The 17,173-nt window shown below is 73.2% G+C and carries 16 protein-coding genes; 6 read left to right on the forward strand and 10 right to left on the reverse strand.

Annotated elements, in window-relative coordinates:
* Nucleotides 1-128: 128 nt before the first annotated feature.
* The 6 genes from ACWDY5_RS26555 to ACWDY5_RS26580 form a co-directional block, all read right to left on the reverse strand.
* A complete protein-coding gene (locus ACWDY5_RS26555) occupies nucleotides 129-737 on the reverse strand; it encodes a TetR/AcrR family transcriptional regulator (protein WP_449724884.1) in 609 nt (202 codons plus the stop codon).
* Nucleotides 738-881: 144 nt separating this feature from the next.
* On the reverse strand, nucleotides 882-2,255 hold the full coding sequence (gene eccD / locus ACWDY5_RS26560; RefSeq protein WP_449724885.1) for a type VII secretion integral membrane protein EccD: 1,374 nt from the start codon (nucleotides 2,253-2,255) through the stop codon (nucleotides 882-884).
* A 14-nt stretch (nucleotides 2,256-2,269) separates the two neighbouring features.
* Complete coding sequence (locus tag ACWDY5_RS26565; RefSeq protein WP_449724886.1) at nucleotides 2,270-2,626, reverse strand: YbaB/EbfC family nucleoid-associated protein; 357 nt, start codon at nucleotides 2,624-2,626, stop codon at nucleotides 2,270-2,272.
* 21 nt (nucleotides 2,627-2,647) lie between these two features.
* Nucleotides 2,648-3,745, reverse strand: a complete 1,098-nt coding sequence (locus ACWDY5_RS26570) for a polymorphic toxin type 44 domain-containing protein (RefSeq protein ID WP_449724887.1) — start codon at nucleotides 3,743-3,745, stop codon at nucleotides 2,648-2,650.
* Entirely contained in the window at nucleotides 3,742-4,701 is a 960-nt protein-coding gene (locus ACWDY5_RS26575; protein WP_449724927.1) for a WXG100 family type VII secretion target, read from the reverse strand. Before ACWDY5_RS26575 ends, ACWDY5_RS26570 begins: the two co-directional genes overlap by 4 nt.
* Nucleotides 4,702-4,735: 34 nt before the next feature.
* On the reverse strand, nucleotides 4,736-5,485 hold the full coding sequence (locus tag ACWDY5_RS26580; RefSeq protein WP_449724888.1) for a WXG100 family type VII secretion target: 750 nt from the start codon (nucleotides 5,483-5,485) through the stop codon (nucleotides 4,736-4,738).
* A 123-nt stretch (nucleotides 5,486-5,608) separates the two neighbouring features.
* Here ACWDY5_RS26580 and eccCa point away from each other — a divergent pair, with 123 nt between their 5' ends.
* The 6 genes from eccCa (at nucleotide 5,609) to ACWDY5_RS26610 (ending at nucleotide 12,957) form a co-directional block, all read left to right on the forward strand.
* Nucleotides 5,609-9,577 carry a type VII secretion protein EccCa gene (gene eccCa, locus ACWDY5_RS26585; protein WP_449724889.1) on the forward strand — a complete coding sequence of 1,323 codons (3,969 nt, stop codon included), beginning with the start codon at nucleotides 5,609-5,611 and terminating at the stop codon, nucleotides 9,575-9,577.
* 119 nt (nucleotides 9,578-9,696) lie between these two features.
* Nucleotides 9,697-10,056 carry a WXG100 family type VII secretion target gene (locus ACWDY5_RS26590; RefSeq protein ID WP_252480385.1) on the forward strand — a complete coding sequence of 120 codons (360 nt, stop codon included), beginning with the start codon at nucleotides 9,697-9,699 and terminating at the stop codon, nucleotides 10,054-10,056.
* Nucleotides 10,057-10,078: 22 nt separating this feature from the next.
* The gene (locus ACWDY5_RS26595) at nucleotides 10,079-10,402 is read left to right on the forward strand and encodes a hypothetical protein (RefSeq protein ID WP_449724890.1); all 324 of its coding nucleotides are present in this window, start codon (nucleotides 10,079-10,081) and stop codon (nucleotides 10,400-10,402) included.
* Between the two features lie 102 nt (nucleotides 10,403-10,504).
* Entirely contained in the window at nucleotides 10,505-10,870 is a 366-nt protein-coding gene (locus ACWDY5_RS26600; RefSeq protein ID WP_449724891.1) for a hypothetical protein, read from the forward strand.
* A complete protein-coding gene (locus tag ACWDY5_RS26605) occupies nucleotides 10,867-12,138 on the forward strand; it encodes a WXG100 family type VII secretion target (protein WP_449724892.1) in 1,272 nt (423 codons plus the stop codon). Before ACWDY5_RS26600 ends, ACWDY5_RS26605 begins: the two co-directional genes overlap by 4 nt.
* 12 nt (nucleotides 12,139-12,150) lie before the next feature.
* Complete coding sequence (locus ACWDY5_RS26610; RefSeq protein WP_449724893.1) at nucleotides 12,151-12,957, forward strand: hypothetical protein; 807 nt, start codon at nucleotides 12,151-12,153, stop codon at nucleotides 12,955-12,957.
* Here the strand turns inward: ACWDY5_RS26610 and bla are convergent.
* From bla to eccB, 4 genes are read right to left on the reverse strand one after another with little or no spacing between them, the layout of a single operon-like run.
* The gene (bla, locus tag ACWDY5_RS26615) at nucleotides 12,950-13,858 is read right to left on the reverse strand and encodes a class A beta-lactamase (protein WP_449724894.1); all 909 of its coding nucleotides are present in this window, start codon (nucleotides 13,856-13,858) and stop codon (nucleotides 12,950-12,952) included. The genes ACWDY5_RS26610 and bla overlap by 8 nt on opposite strands.
* A gap of 19 nt (nucleotides 13,859-13,877) precedes the next feature.
* Nucleotides 13,878-15,011 (reverse strand): S8 family serine peptidase, encoded by a 1,134-nt coding sequence (locus ACWDY5_RS26620; protein ID WP_449724895.1) that lies wholly within the window; start codon nucleotides 15,009-15,011, stop codon nucleotides 13,878-13,880.
* On the reverse strand, nucleotides 15,011-15,673 hold the full coding sequence (locus ACWDY5_RS26625) for a LuxR C-terminal-related transcriptional regulator (protein ID WP_449724896.1): 663 nt from the start codon (nucleotides 15,671-15,673) through the stop codon (nucleotides 15,011-15,013). The genes ACWDY5_RS26620 and ACWDY5_RS26625 overlap by 1 nt, the downstream gene beginning before the upstream one ends.
* Nucleotides 15,670-17,094 (reverse strand): type VII secretion protein EccB, encoded by a 1,425-nt coding sequence (eccB, locus tag ACWDY5_RS26630; RefSeq protein ID WP_449724897.1) that lies wholly within the window; start codon nucleotides 17,092-17,094, stop codon nucleotides 15,670-15,672. Before eccB ends, ACWDY5_RS26625 begins: the two co-directional genes overlap by 4 nt.
* Nucleotides 17,095-17,173 lie beyond the last annotated feature (79 nt).

Below are 17,173 nucleotides of genomic sequence, written 5' to 3' on the forward strand. Positions count from 1 at the left end.
CACATGGCGAAGCCCCGGGGCACCCGCCCCGGGGCTTCGCGTCAAGTCATGCTGTCAGCGCGCCGGGACGTACTCCGGCGTCGTAGTCACGTTGGCGCGCTGCATGTCGATCACCGTAGCAGACCGGCTCAGACCAGTGCGCCGAGTTTGTCCGCGCTGATGCCCAGCTCCCTGGCCACCGCCTCGTGCAGCCAGCCGGTCAGGTCCTCCGGGCGGACCGTGCCCTGCCGCGCGACCAGCTGCACCGCGAGGCCGTCCAGTAGCGAGGTCATCCGCCAGGCCGCGCCGCGCGGGTCGGGGCAGACGAACGCACCCTCGGCCACGCCCTCGTTGATCAGCTCCTCGACCGCTTCCCGCCAGCGCAGGTCCAGGTTCTGCGCGACCTTGCGCAGGTTGTCATCGTGCAGCGAGGCGGCCCAGCCCTCGATCCAGAGCACCCAGCCGGTGGCGTCACCGGTGGGCGCGTAGAAGCGCAGCACCGCGGCGAGGCGGGACAGGGCGTTGCCGGCGGCGCGCAGCTCGGCCAGGCGGGCCAGGTCGTGCTCGGCGGCGGCGGCGAAGGCCTCGGCGATCAGGTTCTCGATGGTGCCGAAGTGGTAGAAGACCAGCGCGGTGCTGATGCCCAGCGAGGCCGCGATGTCCGCCGGGCGTGTGGCAGCGATTCCCCTGGTGCGGATGTGTTCGATCGTCGCACGGAGGATGTCGTGGCGGCGCCCACCGTTCTGCCTGTTCGACACCTGATCACTCTAACCGCTCTGCCCCAGGTCGGTGCGGGTTGGGGGTTGGGGTTCGTAAGGGGATTATTTTCACTTGGCACTGAAGTTATCGGGAAGACGAAGCTTTTTGCCACGACGGAGGTGAGGGGGCGGGTCAGGGCTGGCTCAGCCGACCGCGTCGCGGATGGCGTTGTAGATGCCGAGCACGGCACCGGCCAGCGGCACCACCGAGATCAGCAGCGTGTACTCCAGGGCGTCCAGCAGTCGCGCGCCCTGCGGCGAGTGCTTGCCGCGCACGACACGCGCGGCGTAGCTGATCGACACTCCCCCGCCGACCGCGACCGCCGCCGCGGTGGCCAGCAGCCACGGGGCCGGCAGCGCCCAGCTCAGCCAGACCGCGAGCACGCCGAGGCCGCCCAGTCCGGTGCTGATCACCGCGATCCGTTGCAGGGTCCCGGCGTAGGTGCGCGAGCGCAGCACCCAGACCAGGCTGGTGACGCCGACCAGCAGCGCCGGCCACATCGAGTCGGACCTGGCGAGCACCACCGCGCAGCCCAGGACCACCGCGCCGAAGGCGGCCAGCAGGCCGGTGAGGATCTCCTCCGCGGCGGTGGTCTGGCCGAGGACGTCGGGGCCCAGTGCGGGTTTCTCGTCGGCGCGGAAGGACTTCATGTCGGCCGGGACCGTGGGCAGCGGCAGCCGGGCGAAGCGCAGCGCGATCATCGGGGCGGCCGCGCCGAGCGCGGTGACCAGCGGGAGCGTGACGGCCGCGGCGTGGCCGGGGTCGAGGTCGAACAGCAGCACCGCGGCGGCGGTGAGCGCGCCCAGGGCGGCCGCGATGGCCAGGGCGCCGAACCAGGCCAGGCGGTGGGCCAGCAGGACCGCGGTGATGGCGGCGTAGAGGGTCAGCGCGGCCAGGCCGAGGGCCAGGGACTCCGGGCGCAGCGGCAGCGGCTGGTGTGGCGGCAGCGCGGACATCCCGGCCAGCAGGGCGGGCAGGGCGCCGGTGGCGGCGCAGGCGCTGCCCGCGCCCAGGTCGGTGTAGGCGCGGGTGAGCGCGCCGCCGATGAGCAGCAGGGCCACCGCGAGCACGCCGGAGACGATGGGGGCGAACAGGTTCCCGGTCAGCGCGGCGGTGGCGAGCAGGGCGGCGCCGCCGAGCAGGATGGCCGCGGCGGCCAGGCCGAGGACGCGGCCGACCTGGGGTTGCCAGGCGCCGGAGCGGGCGGTGGCGGAGCTGGCGATGGCGTCGACGACGTCGTCGAAGAGCAGCGGGGTCTCGTAGCGTTCGCGGGGGCTGAGGTAGAGAACCTCGCCGTCGCGGACCGCGGCGGCGGCCACGGTCAGGCCGGGGGCCAGCGCGGCCTCGCCGAGCCGGGACAGGCCCCAGCCAGGACCCGCCCCGGCAGGCAGGTCCTGGGCGCCGGCCAGGCGGATGAGTTGTGGCAGCAGCTCGGCGACCGTGCTGGCCATGGGCAGAGCGAGGTCCATCCGGGCGCGCGGGGTCACCACAGTGACCCGCCTGGCCGTCGGCGTCATGCGAGTTGTCCTTGTCAGAACTGGAAGTTCTCCGTGCGGGCGGCGGAGGCGATCACCGGGGCGAACCGGGCCGTGCTGGCCTCGGCGACCCGGCGCAGCCCGTCGTTGACCGCTTCGGCGACGTGCTCGCCCAGTTCGCGGGCGTCGCTGCGGCGCAGCTGCTGCGGGTCGATGAGCACCTCGGTGACCCGGCCGGTGCCCTGCACGGTGACGGTGACCTCGTCGCGCTGGGAACGGCCCTGCACCAGCATGCTCTCCACGTTGCGCTGGATGCGCTCGATCTCCTCCTGCTGGCGGCGCACCCGTTCCAGGAGGTCGTCGACCTGGGGGATGTCGCCGCGGTCGAAGGCGGCAAAGGGATCGGGCTGCATATGACCGTCCTTTGTGGAGTGTTACGGGGTGATCGAGCCACGCTGGCGCAGCTCGTTCAGCCGGGTGGGGTCGGTGATGTACTGGCGGATCAGGTCCGGGGTCAGCTGCTCGGGCGGCACCTGGCCGAACAGCTGGATGCCCATCTCCACCGCGTACTGGTCGGCCGGGTCGGTCCAGTGCCCGCTGGCCAGGTCGGCGGCGTTGGCGCCCTGGTGTAGCTCGAAGCCGCTGAACCCGGCGGCGGTGCCGACGTAGCCGTAGTGCAGGTTGGACCAGAAGTCGTGCCGGATCTTCAGGGTGGTGCCGTCGATGCCGGTGAGGAAACCGGCGTGCCGGTTCATGCCCATCAGCTGCCGGATCTCGCCCTTGTGGTCCCACGGCCCGCCGGGGCGGACCAGCCAGGTGAACAGGCCGAGGGCGTGGGTCTTGTCGCGGGTGCTGGTCAGGGGTTCCAGCAGCGCGCCCCAGCCGGGGTTGTTGAGCCGGTGCAGGCCGGCCGCGGTCTGGGAGCGGCCGTTGTAGCTCATCTCGTTGGCGATGTAGTCGACCAGCCGCTGGAACGGGGTGCGCGGGGGCGGCGGGGCGCCGGCAGGGAACAGCGCGGTGAGCTCGTCGCCCAGCTGGGCGACGATCTTGCGGGCGGCCAGCACCGCGACCTCGCCCATGGCGTTGGCGTGCACGAGGTACGGCCTCAGGTCACCGTTGTAGATGGCGGCGGAGACCGACAGGCGTTCGACGTTGCGGCCGCGTTCGGTGAAGTCGGCGAGCACCTTGTCCATGGCGGCGCGGGCCTTGCGCAGCACGGTCGCGGCCGCGCGCAGCTTCTCCGCCTGTTGCCGCAGCTGCTGTTCCTGGCCGATGCGCAGGCCGGTGCTCCAGCGCTCCACCAGGGCGAGGAAGGCGGCGTAGGCGGGGCCGCGCCAGCCGCTGTTGGCCCGGCGCGCGGCTTCCAGGGTGGCACTGGCCACTGTGGACAGTCGGTCGGCGAGGCCGGTGAGGCGGGTCGCCTCGGCCGCCAGCGCGGCCGGGTTGCCGGTGACCACGAGCTGAAACTGGCGCAGCGCGGCGGCGTAGCCGGCCAGCACGGCCGAGACCGGGCTGCCCACCGCGGTGGTCATGCCGACACCTTGCCGTCACCGTCGCCGTCGATCGCGACCTTGATCGGCGTGCCGCCGACGGTGGCGTTGACGATGGTGTCCCGCCCCGAGGGCGCGGTCACCGTGGCACTGCCTTCGCCAGTGGTCACGGTGACGCTCACCCCGGCGCCCGTACCGTGACCGCTGGGGGACGGCACGGGGTTCGGGATGCCGGGCGGTGGCGCGCTCGGGGCGGGAGTTCCGGTGGCCGGGTTGGCCGGGTCGACCGGGATCCACATGTTCTGCCCGTTGCCGGGCTGCGTGGTTCCGGGCAGGGCGGTGCCGAGGGCGGGCGGCTGGTACTGGGTGAAGTCCTTGGCGGGCAACGTGGTCGGCTGGGCGCCGCCGGGCGCGGGGGCCGTGCCGTCCTTGCCGGTGACCAGGCCGACCAGCTTCTCCAGCTGGCCCAGCACCTCGGCCATGGTGGTCAGCTTCACGGCCAGCTCCACCGCGCCCAGGGACTTCAGCAGCGCGCCGAGCGCGGCCAGGAAGCCCTTCAGCGCGCCGCTGGTGGCGGTGGACAGGGCGACCGCGGCGGCGTAGGTCCACGGGTTGGACATCAGCCCGGCCACGGTCGGGTTGATCGCGGCGACGATGGTCTTGAAGGCCAGCTGGGCCTTCTGGATGATCGAGGCGGCCAGGCCGAGCTTCTGCGCGACCTCCTTCACCACCGAGATGATCTTGGTGAAGGAGTCCAGCAGGGTGGTGATCTTCTTGCCGGCCGCGCCGGAGGCCGGGCCGTGCCAGACCTTGCGCAGCTGCTCCCCCGCCTGCCTGAGCTGCTGGTAGAGCTGGGCGAACTCGTTGGCCTTGGCCAGCAGGTCGGTGACGTGCTTGAGGATCTGGCCGGGGTTGCCGTTGATGATCCAGTTGAGGAAGGTGCCGGGCCCGCCGCCCTTGGCGGTGACGTCCATGGCGGCGCTGACGGGGAAGGCCATCGCGGTCACGCGGATCTCCTCTGCTCGGCCGGCGTCAGGACGCCGAGATCGGGCGGTACACCCGGGTGTCGGCGAGTCCGGTGAAGCTGGGCCGCACCAGGCCGTTGTTGTAGAGCTGTCCGCGTTCGCCGACCACCGCCACCACCGGGTCGCGGTCGAAGGCCAGCACCACGATGTCACCGGCGCGGATGCCGCCCGGCACGTCGCCGAGGTCGCGGGCCAGCCCGGCGTAGACGCCGATCACCCCGGCCCGCTGCTGGTTGCCGGCCTCGGTGTCCAGCCAGCGGGCGAAGGCCACCGGGTCGGCGAAGGAGCGCTCGCCCAGGTCGCTTATCCCGGCGGCGCGCAGGTAGCCGAGCACGTTGTCCACCGAGGCGGGCTGGGCCGCGCCGGAGAGGCTGGCACCGGTCGCGGCGGCGGCCAGCCTCTCGGCATTCGGCGAACTCCACAGGGTGGAGGACACCGCGGCCAGTTCCGACTGCCTGCCGGCGTAGACGTCGGCGATGCGCCGGTCATGGTCCTGGTAGGTGTCGGCGACCTTGCGCACGTTGTCGTTGAACTCCTGCAACAGCGAGAGCAGCGTGTTCAGCGAGCTGACCTGGGTGGCCTCCAGCTTGGCGTTCATCGCGCCGACCGCGGCGCCGAGGGCGGAGAAGTCCGAGGGGTTCACCCGCATCGAGCGCAGCGCGCCGACCGCGTTGGCCGCCTGCATGATGATGCCGCTGAGGTTGCCGGCCACCGACCGCATCTCCTCGGGGCTGGCGTCGAACCCTGGCAGGCTCACGGCCATCTCACCCTCCCACCTCGCCGGTCATGTGCTCCCCAGCGAGAGTAGGTTCCCGGGCTCGGCGCACGGACGGCAAAAGTACCCACCAGCGCGCGGGCCGAAGTGACCAGAATCGGCTGGGTGCAGACCGCGCGGAAGAGCCGACGGGTCCCCGAGCCGCCCGCGGGGGAGATCACCCTGCAGTCCCCGCCCATGCTGGCCAAGGGCGGCAACCAGGGCATGATGGGCCTGCTGTTCATGCTGCCGATGATGCTGGGCATGGGCGCGATGTCCTTCGTCTACATCGGACGCGGCGGCGGGGTGATGACCTACGTCTTCGGCGGCCTGTTCGTGGTGGTGATGATCGGCATGATCGTCATGTCGCTGGCCCAGGGACGCTCGCAGAACAAGGCCAAGATCAACGAGGAGCGGCGGGACTACCAGCAGTACCTGGCCAACCTGCGCAGGCAGGTCCGCGAGGTGGCCGCCGCCCAGCGCGCCCACCTGCTGGACTCGCATCCCGAACCGGCCGACCTGTGGACCTTCGCCGAGGGCGACCGGCTGTGGGAGCGGCGGCGCTCGGCGACCTCCTTCGGGCAGCTGCGCGCCGGGCGCGGGCCGCAGCGGCTGGCCACTCCCCTGCGCGCGCCGCAGACGGTGCCCCTTGAGGAGCTGGACCCGGTGTCCTCGACCTCGCTGCGGCACTTCATCCGCGCCTACGCCACCGTGCCGGACCTGCCGGTGTCGGTGTCGCTGCGCTCCTTCGCCCGGATCGGGGCGAGCGGGCCGCGCGCGGTGGTGCTGGACCTGGCGCGGGCGCTGCTGGCCCAGGCGGCGCTGTTCCACTCCCCCGCCGACCTGCGGATCGCTGTCTGCGTGGCCGCGGACCGGCGCGGGGACTGGGAGTGGGTGAAGTGGTTGCCGCACGCCCAGGACGCCACCGCCGCGGACGCGGTCGGCCCGGCCCGCCTGGTCGCCGGGGACCTGACCACGCTGGCCGACCTGCTGGGCAGCGACCTGGGTGACCGGCCGCCGTTCACCAGGCGGGCCGGGATGGGTTACGACGCCCCGCACATCCTGCTCGTGGTCGACGGCGGCCGCACCTACGGTGATCCCCGGCTGGCCCCGGTGGGCGGGCAGCACGGGGTCACGGTGCTGGACGTCGGCCACGAGGTGCCCATCGACACCCCCGGCACGGAAAGCCTGCGGCTGCACCTCTCGCCGCAGCGGATGGGCATGGTCACCGGTGAGGGCGCGGAGTCCAGGGTGGCCTACCTCGGCGAGCCCGACGGGCTGTCCATCGCCGCCGCCGAAGCCCTGGCCAGGGCGCTGACCCCGCGTTTCCACGGGGTGGCCGCGCCGTCGGAGGCGCCGGTGAGCGTCACCTTCGGCCTGGCCGGGCTGCTCGGGCTGGGTGATCCGCGCGATGTGGACCCGGCGGTGACCTGGCGGCCGCGCACCCCGCGGGAGCGGCTGCGGCTGCCGCTGGGCCTGGATCCGGAGGGCAGGCCGGTGGAGCTGGACCTCAAGGAGTCCGCGGAGAACGGCATGGGACCACACGGGCTGGTGGTCGGCGCGACCGGCTCGGGCAAGAGCGAGCTGCTGCGCACCCTGGTCACCGGGCTGGCGGTGACCCACTCCTCGGAGACGCTGAACCTGGCGCTGATCGACTTCAAGGGCGGGGCGACCTTCGCCGGGATGACCGGGCTGCCGCACACCTGCGCGGTGATCACCAACCTCTCCGACGACCTCACCCTGGTCGACCGGATGGCCGACGCGCTCAACGGCGAGATGCTGCGCCGCCAGGAGCTGTTGCGCGCGGCCGGGAACTTCGCCTCGGTCCGGGACTACGAACGGGCCAGGGAGAACGGCGCGCCGCTGGCCCCGCTGCCCTCGCTGCTGCTGATCATCGACGAGTTCAGCGAGCTGCTCTCCAGCCGCCCGGAGTTCGTGGACCTGTTCGTCATGATCGGCCGCCTGGGCCGCAGCCTCGCGGTGCACCTGCTGCTGGCCTCCCAGCGCCTGGAGGAGGGCCGGTTGCGCGGGCTGGAGGCGCACCTGTCCTACCGGATCGGCCTGCGCACCTTCTCCGCCGCGGAGAGCCGCACCGTGCTCGGCGTGCCCGATGCCTACCACCTGCCCGCGATCCCCGGCTCGGCCTACCTCAAGAGCGACACCGAGACGCTGCAACGGTTCAAGGCCGCATACGTCTCCGGCGACCTGCCGCCGAGGGAGTCCGGCATCAGCGGCGAGACCACCGCGCCCGGCCGCCAGGTGCTGCCGTACTCCCTGGACCGAGTGGAGATCATCGAACCGGTGCGGGCCGAACCGGCCGAGGCCGCGCAGGCCGCCACCGGGGAGACGATCATGGGCGCGATGATCGACCGGCTCATCGGCAAGGGCCCGGACGCGCACCAGATCTGGCTGCCGCCACTGGACGAGCCGCCTGCCCTGGACCACCTGCTGCCGCCGCTGGGCGCCGATCCCGAGCGCGGCCTGTCCCCGATCGGCTGGGGCGGCAACGGCAAGCTCACCGTGCCACTGGCCATTGTGGACAAACCTTTCGAGCAGCGCCGCGACCTGATGTGGGCCGACCTGGCAGGCGCGGGCGGGCACGTGCTGCTGGTGGGCGCGCCGCAGAGCGGCAAGAGCACCTTCCTGCGCAGCCTGATCGGCGTGCTGGCGCTGACCCACACGCCGGTGGAGGTGCAGTTCTTCCTGCTGGACATGGGCGGCGGCGCGCTCGGCCCGGTGGCCGGGCTGCCGCACGTCAGCGGCTACGCGGTGCGCCGCGACGCCGACTCCTGCCGCCGGATGGTCGCCGAGCTGTCCACCCTGCTGGCCGAGCGGGAGGCGCTGTTCGCCCGGCACGCGGTGGACTCGATGACCACCTTCCGCCAGCGCCGCGCCGAGATCCGGGAGAGCGAGCTGGGCGACCGGGAGTTCGGCGACGTGTTCCTGGTGGTGGACGGCTGGACCACGGTGCGCGAGGAGTACGAGCAGCTGGAGGAGTCGATCACCCGGCTGGCCGCCAGGGGCCTGGGTTTCGGCATCCACGTGGTGATCGCGGCCAACTACTGGATGGCGGTGCGGCCGCCGCTGCGGGACTCCATCAGCACCCGCTACGAGCTGCGGCTGGGCGATCCCAGCGACTCCGGAATCGACCGCCGCGCCGCCCAGAACGTGCCGGCCGGCACCCCTGGCCGCGGGCTGACCCCGGACAAGCTGCACTTCCTCGGCGCGCTCCCCCGCATCGACGGCGCCCAGGTCGCCGAGTCGGTGACCGCGGGCACCGCGGACCTGGTCGAGCAGATCACCGCCGCCTGGCCAGGAACCGTTGCGCCGCAAGTACGTCTGCTCCCCCACGAGTTCCCGGCCAGCGACCTGCCCGATGTGGCGGCGCATCCGGGCAAGCAGGTGCCCTTCGGTATCGCCGAGGCCGACCTGTCGCCGGTGTTCCTGGACTTCCAGACCGAACCGCACTTCCTGGCCTTCAGCGACGTCGAAGGCGGCAAATCGGGGCTGCTGCGCACCATCGCCAACGGCATCATGGCCCGCTACACACCCGAGGAAGCCGCGATCCTGGTGGTGGACTACCGGCGCGGCCTGCTCGGCGCGGTCGACGGCCCGCACCTGCTGGGCTACGCCGGCAGCGCCCCGGTGCTGGACGGGCTGATCGCCGAGGTCGTGCAGGCCATGCGCGCCCGGCTGCCCGGCCCCGAGGTCACGCCGGACCAGCTGCGCCGCCGGGACTGGTGGCAGGGTCCCGATCTTTTTGTGCTGGTCGACGACTACGAGCTCGTCGCTACCGCCGGCGGCACCGCGCACCCGCTGCTGCAACTGGTCGAGTTCCTGCCCCAGGCAAGGGATATTGGCCTGCACCTCGTCGTGGCCAGGGGCAGCGGCGGCGCGGCGCGCGGCATCTACGACCCGGTGCTGATGCGGATCAAGGAGCTCGGCTCCCCCGGCCTGGTCATGTCCGGCTCCCGCGATGAAGGCGTGCTGCTGGGCGATGTCCGCTGTTCCCCACAACCGCCCGGCCGGGGCCAGCTGGTGTCCCGGCGGCACGGCAACCAGCTCGTCCAGGTCGCCTGGACCCCGGGGAGCTGAGCCGGTGTGGGTACAACTACCGCCACCCCGACCGGCACTTGTGCCGTTGGGCGGCAACAACTCCGTACTTAGGCTCGACACCAGGGAACACCCGGTGAACGAGAGGAGGTGGTTCGCCCATGGCCGGTCCCGGCTTTGAGGCCGATGCCGCCGCGATGACCAAGGCGATCAGCGGCTTCCACCAGTCCGCCACCGCGACCAAGTCCACCATGACCGGACTCCAGAACGACCTCGGCTGGGCGCTGAGCAACTCCTACCAGGGCAACCAGGCCGCCGCCTTCCAGCAGCTGCACACCACGCTGCAGGAGAAGATGGCCAAGGCCACCGCCGCCCTCGACCGGATGTCCAGCCTGATGACCGACGTCAGCCGCAACTACAACACCGGCGACACCAACGCCACCGACGACATCAACAAGGTGGCAGGCGCCGCGGCCAACAGCGCGGCCGGATCCGTGTTCAACCGCCTCGCTGGCTCCTGACCGGGAGAGGACACCAACGCCCATGCATTCCACCGGCAGCGGCGGGGACGTCGTCTCCGTCAACTTCAGCCAGCTCGCCGCCAGCTCCGACGCGCTGTCCAACCGCGCCAACGCCCTGGAACGGCACCTGCACGAGCTGGACGGCTCGCTCGGCTACCTGCGCAACACCTGGTACCGCTCGGGCAGCGCCGCGGGCGCGCAGGCCCAGCAGGCCGAGAACGACCTGCGCTCGGCCATCGCGGAGATGGTCGCGGTCATCCGCAACTTCTCCGCCAACACCGGCAAGGCCATGACCGACCAGATGGCCATGGAGCGCACCAACGCGGGCCTGTTCCCCAGCGGCTGACATCCCCGCCAGCCGCTGGCCCCTGCCCGGGGCAGACCCGGAAATCTTCGCCCTGGGCAGGGTCCGCGGCCCGCGCGACCGACCACAACCGAGGGGGCAGGGGTGAGCACCGAGAACAACTCCTTCGCCGTGCACCTGGCGTCGCTGGTGGACTTCGCCCGCGAGCTGGGCACCCAGCTGACCGGCATGGCGCAGCCGCTGGCCCACCTCGGCGGCCTCACCGAACGCGAGGTCCAGCTGGGCCAGTTCACCGAGGCCGACCTGCTCGGCGCGCACCACCTGGCCGCGGCCGAGGAGATGCACGCCCTGCTCGGGCGGGCCGGGCAGGCCATCGACTTCGCCGAGGACGTCACGCACACCATCGCCGAGGCCTACCGCCGCCAGGACCAGCAGGCCGGGCAGGCGCTGGTCAACCTCGGCAACGTGCTGCAGATCTCCGACCCGCGCACCGACCCGGGGAGGATGTGACCCCCGTGCACTTCGCCAGCGACGGACAGACCGACTTCGCCCGCTACAGCCACCGCCAGCTCTACGACATGCTGCACGCGGGCCAGCCCAAGACCATGCGCGCGGCCGCCGACGCCTGGGACGCGGTCGGTTCCCGGCTGCACGAGCAGGCGGGCAACCTGGAAGGGCAGCTCGCGCGGTTCCGGCACCAGTGGCGCGGCGGCGCGGCCGAGCAGTACCAGTCGATGATCACCGACCTGGCCACCGGGCTGCGGCGCACCGCCGAGGCCGCGCACGCCATGCGGGACCTGGCCCACGACACGGCGGAAGCGCTGATCAAGGCCCAGGCGACCATGCCGCCGCCGACCGAGGTGCCCGAGGTCTCCGCGGCCACGCTGCGGATGGCCGGCGCGCCGATCCAGCTGGGTCCGGGCACCTCCCCGGAACTGGCCGCGCGGGTCGCGGCGCAGCAGGCCGAGGCGGTGGCCGCGGTCCGCCAGCAGCAGCAGGCCGCGCAGGTGGCCAACGCCAGCCACGCCCGCGCGGTGCTGATCATGGAAGACCTGGCCAACCGGTACCGGGTCGCGCAGGCTTCGATTCCCGAATCCCCTGCCGGGCGAGTGCCTGCCGGCCAGCAGGGCGCCGACCACCCCGGCGCCGGGGCCGCCGCGCCGGTCAAGCCGCCGCTGTTCGGCGGCATGTTCGCCGCCGGCCTCGCGGCCGCCTCGGCCGCGGCGGCGGGTCGCTTCGCCGGTGCGCTGCCCAAGGTGCCGGACTGGGCGAAGAAGCCCGATCCGCAGCAGCAGACGCAGCCGCAGACGCAGCCGGGCGCTGTCACTCCCGGGATCGGCGCGGAGGCGGCCAGGCTCGGCGCGGGCGCGGCCGGGCTGGGCGCCGGACTCGGTGCGGGACTGGGCAAACTCGGCGGCGGTGGCGGCGCGGGCGGGCTGGGCAAGATCGGCGCTCCTGGCGGCTCCGGCACGCAGGCGCAGGCCGCGGCCGGGCTGGCCGGAGCGGCGGGCGCGGCAGCCGCCGCCAGGGGCATGGCAGGCGCGATGGGCGCCGCCGCGGCGGCTGCCGGCTCCGCCCAGGGCATGGCAGGCGGCATGCCGATGATGCCCATGATGCCGATGGGCGGCGGCATGGGCGGCGACCTCGCCGGTGGCCGCCGGATCCCGCCCTGGCTGGTGGAGACCGAGGACGTGTGGGGCGAGTCCGCGGTGATCACCCCGCAGGTCATCGGCGAGGAACCCGAGGACCGCCCCGAACCACCGTCCTTCCGCTACTGAGAGGTCCCCGCCATGCCCAGGCTCACCGACCAGGAGATCGCGCAGCTGGCCTGGGACGCCGGGTTCCGCGGCGACATGCTGAACACCGCCGTCGCGGTCGCGCTGGCCGAGTCCAGCGGCCGCACCGACGCCATCGGCGACATCGCGCTGGAGACCAGCAAGTGGGGTCCTTCGGTGGGGCTGTGGCAGATCCGCTCGCTCAACCCCGGCCACGGCACCGCCCGCGAACAGGCCCAGCGCGACGAGACCGCCAACCTGGACCCGGCCACCAACGCGGCCAACGCCTACGCCATCTCCGGCAACGGCACCAGCTTCCGCCAGTGGTCCACCTACACCAACGGCGACTACCAGCGCTACCTCGACCGCGCCCGCGCCGCCTCGGCCCTGGCCACCGGCAACCCGGTCCAGCCCGTCCGCCAGGCCGAACCCGCACCTGTGCCCGCACCCGCGCCCGCTCCTGTTCCGGCGGCCCGCGGCAACGGCCAGTCCTTCCACGCCGCCGACGGCACCCTCGGCCCGCTGGCCCGCACCCTGCACACCGCCGCGGCCGACCTGAACACCGTGCGCGGCAACCTCACCGCGAGCACCCTGCCCGGCGACGCCTTCGGCCAGATCCCGCAGTCCCGGCAGGCCGCCCAGTCCCACGCGGCCACCCTCGCCGCCCTGGCGGGCACCCTCGGCGCGGCCGCCGAGGAGATCGACCGCACCGGCGGAAACGTCACCACCGCACGGGAGAACTACCTCCGCCAGGACCGCCACCACGCCGAGCAGTACCGCCAGATCATCCTGCGGCTGTTCACCGGCACGAACGTCAGGTGAGCTTGCCCAGCACGTAGGCCGCGGCCTCGGCGACCACCGCCTGCTGGTACTCCGCGTCCTTGGCCGCCTTGCTGGACATCACCGCCACCACCAGCGGCGCGCCCCCAGGCGGCCACACGATGCCGATGTCGTTGAGCGTGCCGTAGTCCCCGGTGCCGGTCTTGTCCGCCACCGTCCAGCCCGCGGGGACCTTCGCCCGGATGCGCTGACCGCCGGTGGTGTTGCGCTCCAACAGATCCCGCAGGAACGCCCGCCGGTCCGCCGGCAGCGCGTCACCCAGGACGATCTTGCGGTAGTCCTCGCCCAGGGCCCGCGGCGAGGAGGTGTCGCGCGGATCGCCTGGTGTGGCCTCGGTGAGCGCGGGCTCGGTGCGGTCCATCCGTGTCACCGTGTCGCCGAGGCTCCGGACGTACTCGGTCAGCTTCGCCGGGCCGCCGACCTCGCGCAGCAGCAGGTTGCCCGCGGTGCCGTCGCTGTAGCGGACCGCGGCATCGCACAGCTGCCGCAGGCTCATCCCGGTGGCCACGTGCTTGCTGGTCACCACCGCGCTCTTGAGCAGCTCCTCCTTGCCGTAGCGCACCACGGTGTCCAAATAGGACAGTGGATGCCGCGCCAGCACCGCCGCCGCGGCCAGACCCTTGAACGTCGAGCAGAACGCGAACCGCTCCTCCGCCCGGTGCTCGATGGTCGCACCGGTGCCGGTGTGCAGCGCGTACACCCCGATCCGCGCGTCGAACTCCCGCTCCAGCTCCACCAGCCGGTCATGCCGCTGCGGCGCGGCGGAAGTCGACGACGGCGGCGCGCTGGTGGTGACGGCGGGCTTCTCCTCGCTCGCGCAGGCGGCCAGCGGCACCAGAGCCGCCGCACCGAGGAACGCGCGACGGCTGAAGGTCGACGACATGCCCCGACCCTACCCAAGATCACTTGCTGGGCGCGCCCGCCCCGTCCCCGCCGATCCGCCAGCGCCGGGACCGCCCGCGCCGCACCGCCGCGGTGGCCACCACCGCCACGCCCGCGGCCAGCACACCCAGCACCGCCAACGCCCCCGGCAGCCGATCGTGCCGCACCGGATCGGCCGGACCCGCCGCGATCGCCACCGTCGGCCGCGGCCCCGCATCCGGCCGCTCCCCCGCCACCGGCGCCGCCACCCCGGGCGGCAGCTCCGCGGTCACCGCCGAGTACGCGTCCAGCACACCCCAGCCCAGCACCGGATCATGCGCGCCACCAGCGCCACCGGCCGTCACCAGCAACCGCGTCCGCACCTGCTCCGCCGACAACTCGGGGCGATACCCGCGCACCAGCGCCGCCGCACCAGCCACATAGGCAGCGGCGAAGGCCGGACCGCCCACCCCCCACCGATGCCCGCGCCCACCGGCGGACACGCTCACCAGGTCCGCCCCCGGCGCGGCCAGCCCCAGATGCTCCCCGGACTCCGCCGACACCGCCGCACCGGACTGGTCGATCCCGCCCACCGCCAGCACACCCGGCAGCGCGCCGGGAAAAGTCCGCGTGGACGGCTTGTCCCCCGCCGCCGCGGCCACCACGACCACGTTGCGGGACAACGCGGTGCGCACCGCGGCCGACAGCGCGCCGCTGCTGCTCGCCGACGGGCTCACCACCGCGATCACCGTCGCGCCGCCCTCCACCGCGCGGGTGATCCCCGCGGCCAGGGAGTCCGGATCGGCCTGCGGCACCCGCACCGCCAGCACCTGGCTGCCCGGCGCGATCCCGGCGAACGTGGTGTCCGGATCCGGCCGCGCCGCGATGATCCCGGCCGCGAACGTGCCCCGCCCGTCACAGTCGGCCTGCGCCTCCCGCACCCGCCCGGCCAGCTGCCCGGCCGCCTCGACCCCTGGCGCGACCACCGCGACCCGCTGCCCGGCCCCCTCGGTCAACGGCCACAACCGGTCCGCCCCGATGAGCCGCTGCGCCCAGTTCACCGGACCGCTGTAGTTCCCGGCGGGCGCGGCGCACTGCTGCGCCACCGCCACCGGCGTGAAACCAAAGGCGCACAACGCGCACACCGCCACCAGACCCGCGGCGCGCCGCCCCATCAGGCCCGGCCCGCCCAGTCGGCGGGTGTGCTGTGCGCCAGCCCCTCCTCGATCGCGTACCGGGTCAGCTCCGGCCGGCGACGGCAGCCCGTCTTGTCCCGGATCCGGTCCAGGTAGGAGCGCACCGTGCGCACGCTGATCGCCATCGCCTCCGCGATGTCCTGGTCCCGCTCCCCCGCCGCCAGCAACGCCAGCACCTGCCGCTCCCGCACCGACAGCTCGATCACCGGCCCGTTGTTGCGGTCCCGCGAGGCGTTCAACACGTAGGAGGCCAGCGTCGGCGACACATAGCTGTTCCCGGCCGCGATCTCCCGCACCGCACGCAAGATCTCGTCCCCGTCGCTGTCCTTGGACAGATAACCCCTGGCCCCGGCCGCGATCGCGCCCAGCACCTCCGACTGCCCGGCATGCGCCGAGACCACCAGCACCCGGTGCCCCATGCCGACCACCTCCATCACCGCGGCCGCGTCGCGTACCCCCGGCAGCTTCAGGTCCAGCACCACCACCGAACCGGCTCCGCTGCGCCGCGCGGCGAACTGCGCCACCGACTCGGCCACCCCGTCCAGCTCGACATCCGGCGCATCCGCCAGCACCCTGGCCACCGCGGCCCGGTACAGCGGATGATCCTCGATGACCCCGACCCTGATCCGCGTTCCGCTCACCGCGCCACCACCTCCTGCGCCTTGGCACGGTCCAGGACCGGACCGGTCCGCAACAACGCCAGCACACTCGCGGGCACCGGCCGACGGGCCACCGCCCCATATCCCAGAGCCTGCACCGACTCCCCGCCCGCCACCGGGAACTTCACCCCGGCATCGGTCACCAGGTACACCGCACCGGAGGACGCCCCCGGCGCAGGCTGATCCGCCACCAGCGCCCCGGCCCCGCCCGGCACCAGCGCCACCTCCGCCACCCGCCCCTGATCGTCCACAGTGGACGCACTGACCGAGGAGTCACCATAGGCCAGCTTCGCCCCGGTGGCCCCAAAATCGCTCGCGCACACCGTGCCGGGCAACCCGCCGAGGGACACCGGTTCCGGCCGCCGCAACGGATATCCGGTCGGCTCGCGCTCCACCGAACTCTCCGCTCTCGGCGCCTCGGCCAGCTCCGCCGCGGGCACCGGCAGCACCCGCGCCCGCCGGTCCGGATAGGCCGCCGCGTTGCCCGGCGCGGCCAGCACCAGCCTGGCCTCGGTCTCGGTCACCGGCGCCACCCCGTCCGCGCGCACCACGTAAAAACCGTCCGCCACACCATCGGCCTGGAGCACCTGCCCCACCCGAGTGTCCACAGTGCCCAGTCGCGGACCCGGCGATCCCGCCTGCCGCAACGAAACCACCGCCAGGTCCCGGCCGACCGGCACCGTGTTCAGCCAGTTCCGCGCCACCGGCAGCGCCCGCACCGGCTCATACCCCAGCGCCACCACCGCCCGCTCGTCGGCCAGCTTGAACCGATGCCCACCGGTCAACAGGAACCGCTCCCCGGAGGCCAGCCGCACCAGCAGCCCCTCCCCCGCCCGCAGCTCCCGCCCACCCGGCGCGCGCCCCACCGACACACTCGAACCCGGCTCCACGTTGGCGGGCAGGTCGGCCGAACCACGCGAACAACTCGTCCACGGCCCGCCCAGCAGCCGCCCGGTCTCCGGCAACGAGTCCGGCGCACCCTCGATCCCCACCGTCGCTCCCCTGGGCAGGTCGGCCAAGGTCTTCGCGGGCACGGTCACCGTGCGATCCCCGTTGCCACCGGCCAGCAGCCGCGCGGAGGCGAAGTTCAGCACCGGGTGCAGCAGGTCGCCCTCACCGAGCACGAACCGGGCGCCGGTCTCCTTCTCCACGATCACCTGGCCGCCCTGCTTCCACTCCGCGGCCCGCGCCGGACTGAGCACCCCGATGATCCCGAACACCGCGGTGACCAGCAGCGCCACCGCGATCCCGAGCACCGTGCCCAGCACCAACCGCCTGCTCGGCGAGACCGGGTGGTTGGCGTCCCCGGCCACCAGCGCGGAGATCAGCCGCCTGCGCAGGAACTGGTACGCCTGCACCTGGTCCTTCTGGGTCCACACCGCCGCCCCCTCGCGCCGTCGCACTGCTGCGCAATACTATCGATCACCACGGACAGTTCCGGTCATCTGTTGACTGAAATCCTTGTGCCGCAAGGAATTCCCA

The organism is Crossiella sp. NPDC003009, from assembly GCF_053591555.1.

What these genes read in the sequence shown, in the direction of transcription:
- ACWDY5_RS26595 (WP_449724890.1), top strand. Translation starts at nt 10,079, where the DNA reads ATGCATTCCACCGGCAGCGGCGGGGACGTCGTCTCCGTCAACTTCAGC.
- bla (WP_449724894.1), bottom strand. Translation starts at nt 13,858, where the DNA reads ATGTCGTCGACCTTCAGCCGTCGCGCGTTCCTCGGTGCGGCGGCTCTG.
- ACWDY5_RS26575 (WP_449724927.1), bottom strand. Translation starts at nt 4,701, where the DNA reads ATGGCCTTCCCCGTCAGCGCCGCCATGGACGTCACCGCCAAGGGCGGC.
- ACWDY5_RS26565 (WP_449724886.1), bottom strand. Translation starts at nt 2,626, where the DNA reads ATGCAGCCCGATCCCTTTGCCGCCTTCGACCGCGGCGACATCCCCCAG.
- eccD (WP_449724885.1), bottom strand. Translation starts at nt 2,255, where the DNA reads ATGACGCCGACGGCCAGGCGGGTCACTGTGGTGACCCCGCGCGCCCGG.
- ACWDY5_RS26610 (WP_449724893.1), top strand. Translation starts at nt 12,151, where the DNA reads ATGCCCAGGCTCACCGACCAGGAGATCGCGCAGCTGGCCTGGGACGCC.
- ACWDY5_RS26590 (WP_252480385.1), top strand. Translation starts at nt 9,697, where the DNA reads ATGGCCGGTCCCGGCTTTGAGGCCGATGCCGCCGCGATGACCAAGGCG.
- ACWDY5_RS26570 (WP_449724887.1), bottom strand. Translation starts at nt 3,745, where the DNA reads ATGACCACCGCGGTGGGCAGCCCGGTCTCGGCCGTGCTGGCCGGCTAC.
- ACWDY5_RS26620 (WP_449724895.1), bottom strand. Translation starts at nt 15,011, where the DNA reads ATGGGGCGGCGCGCCGCGGGTCTGGTGGCGGTGTGCGCGTTGTGCGCC.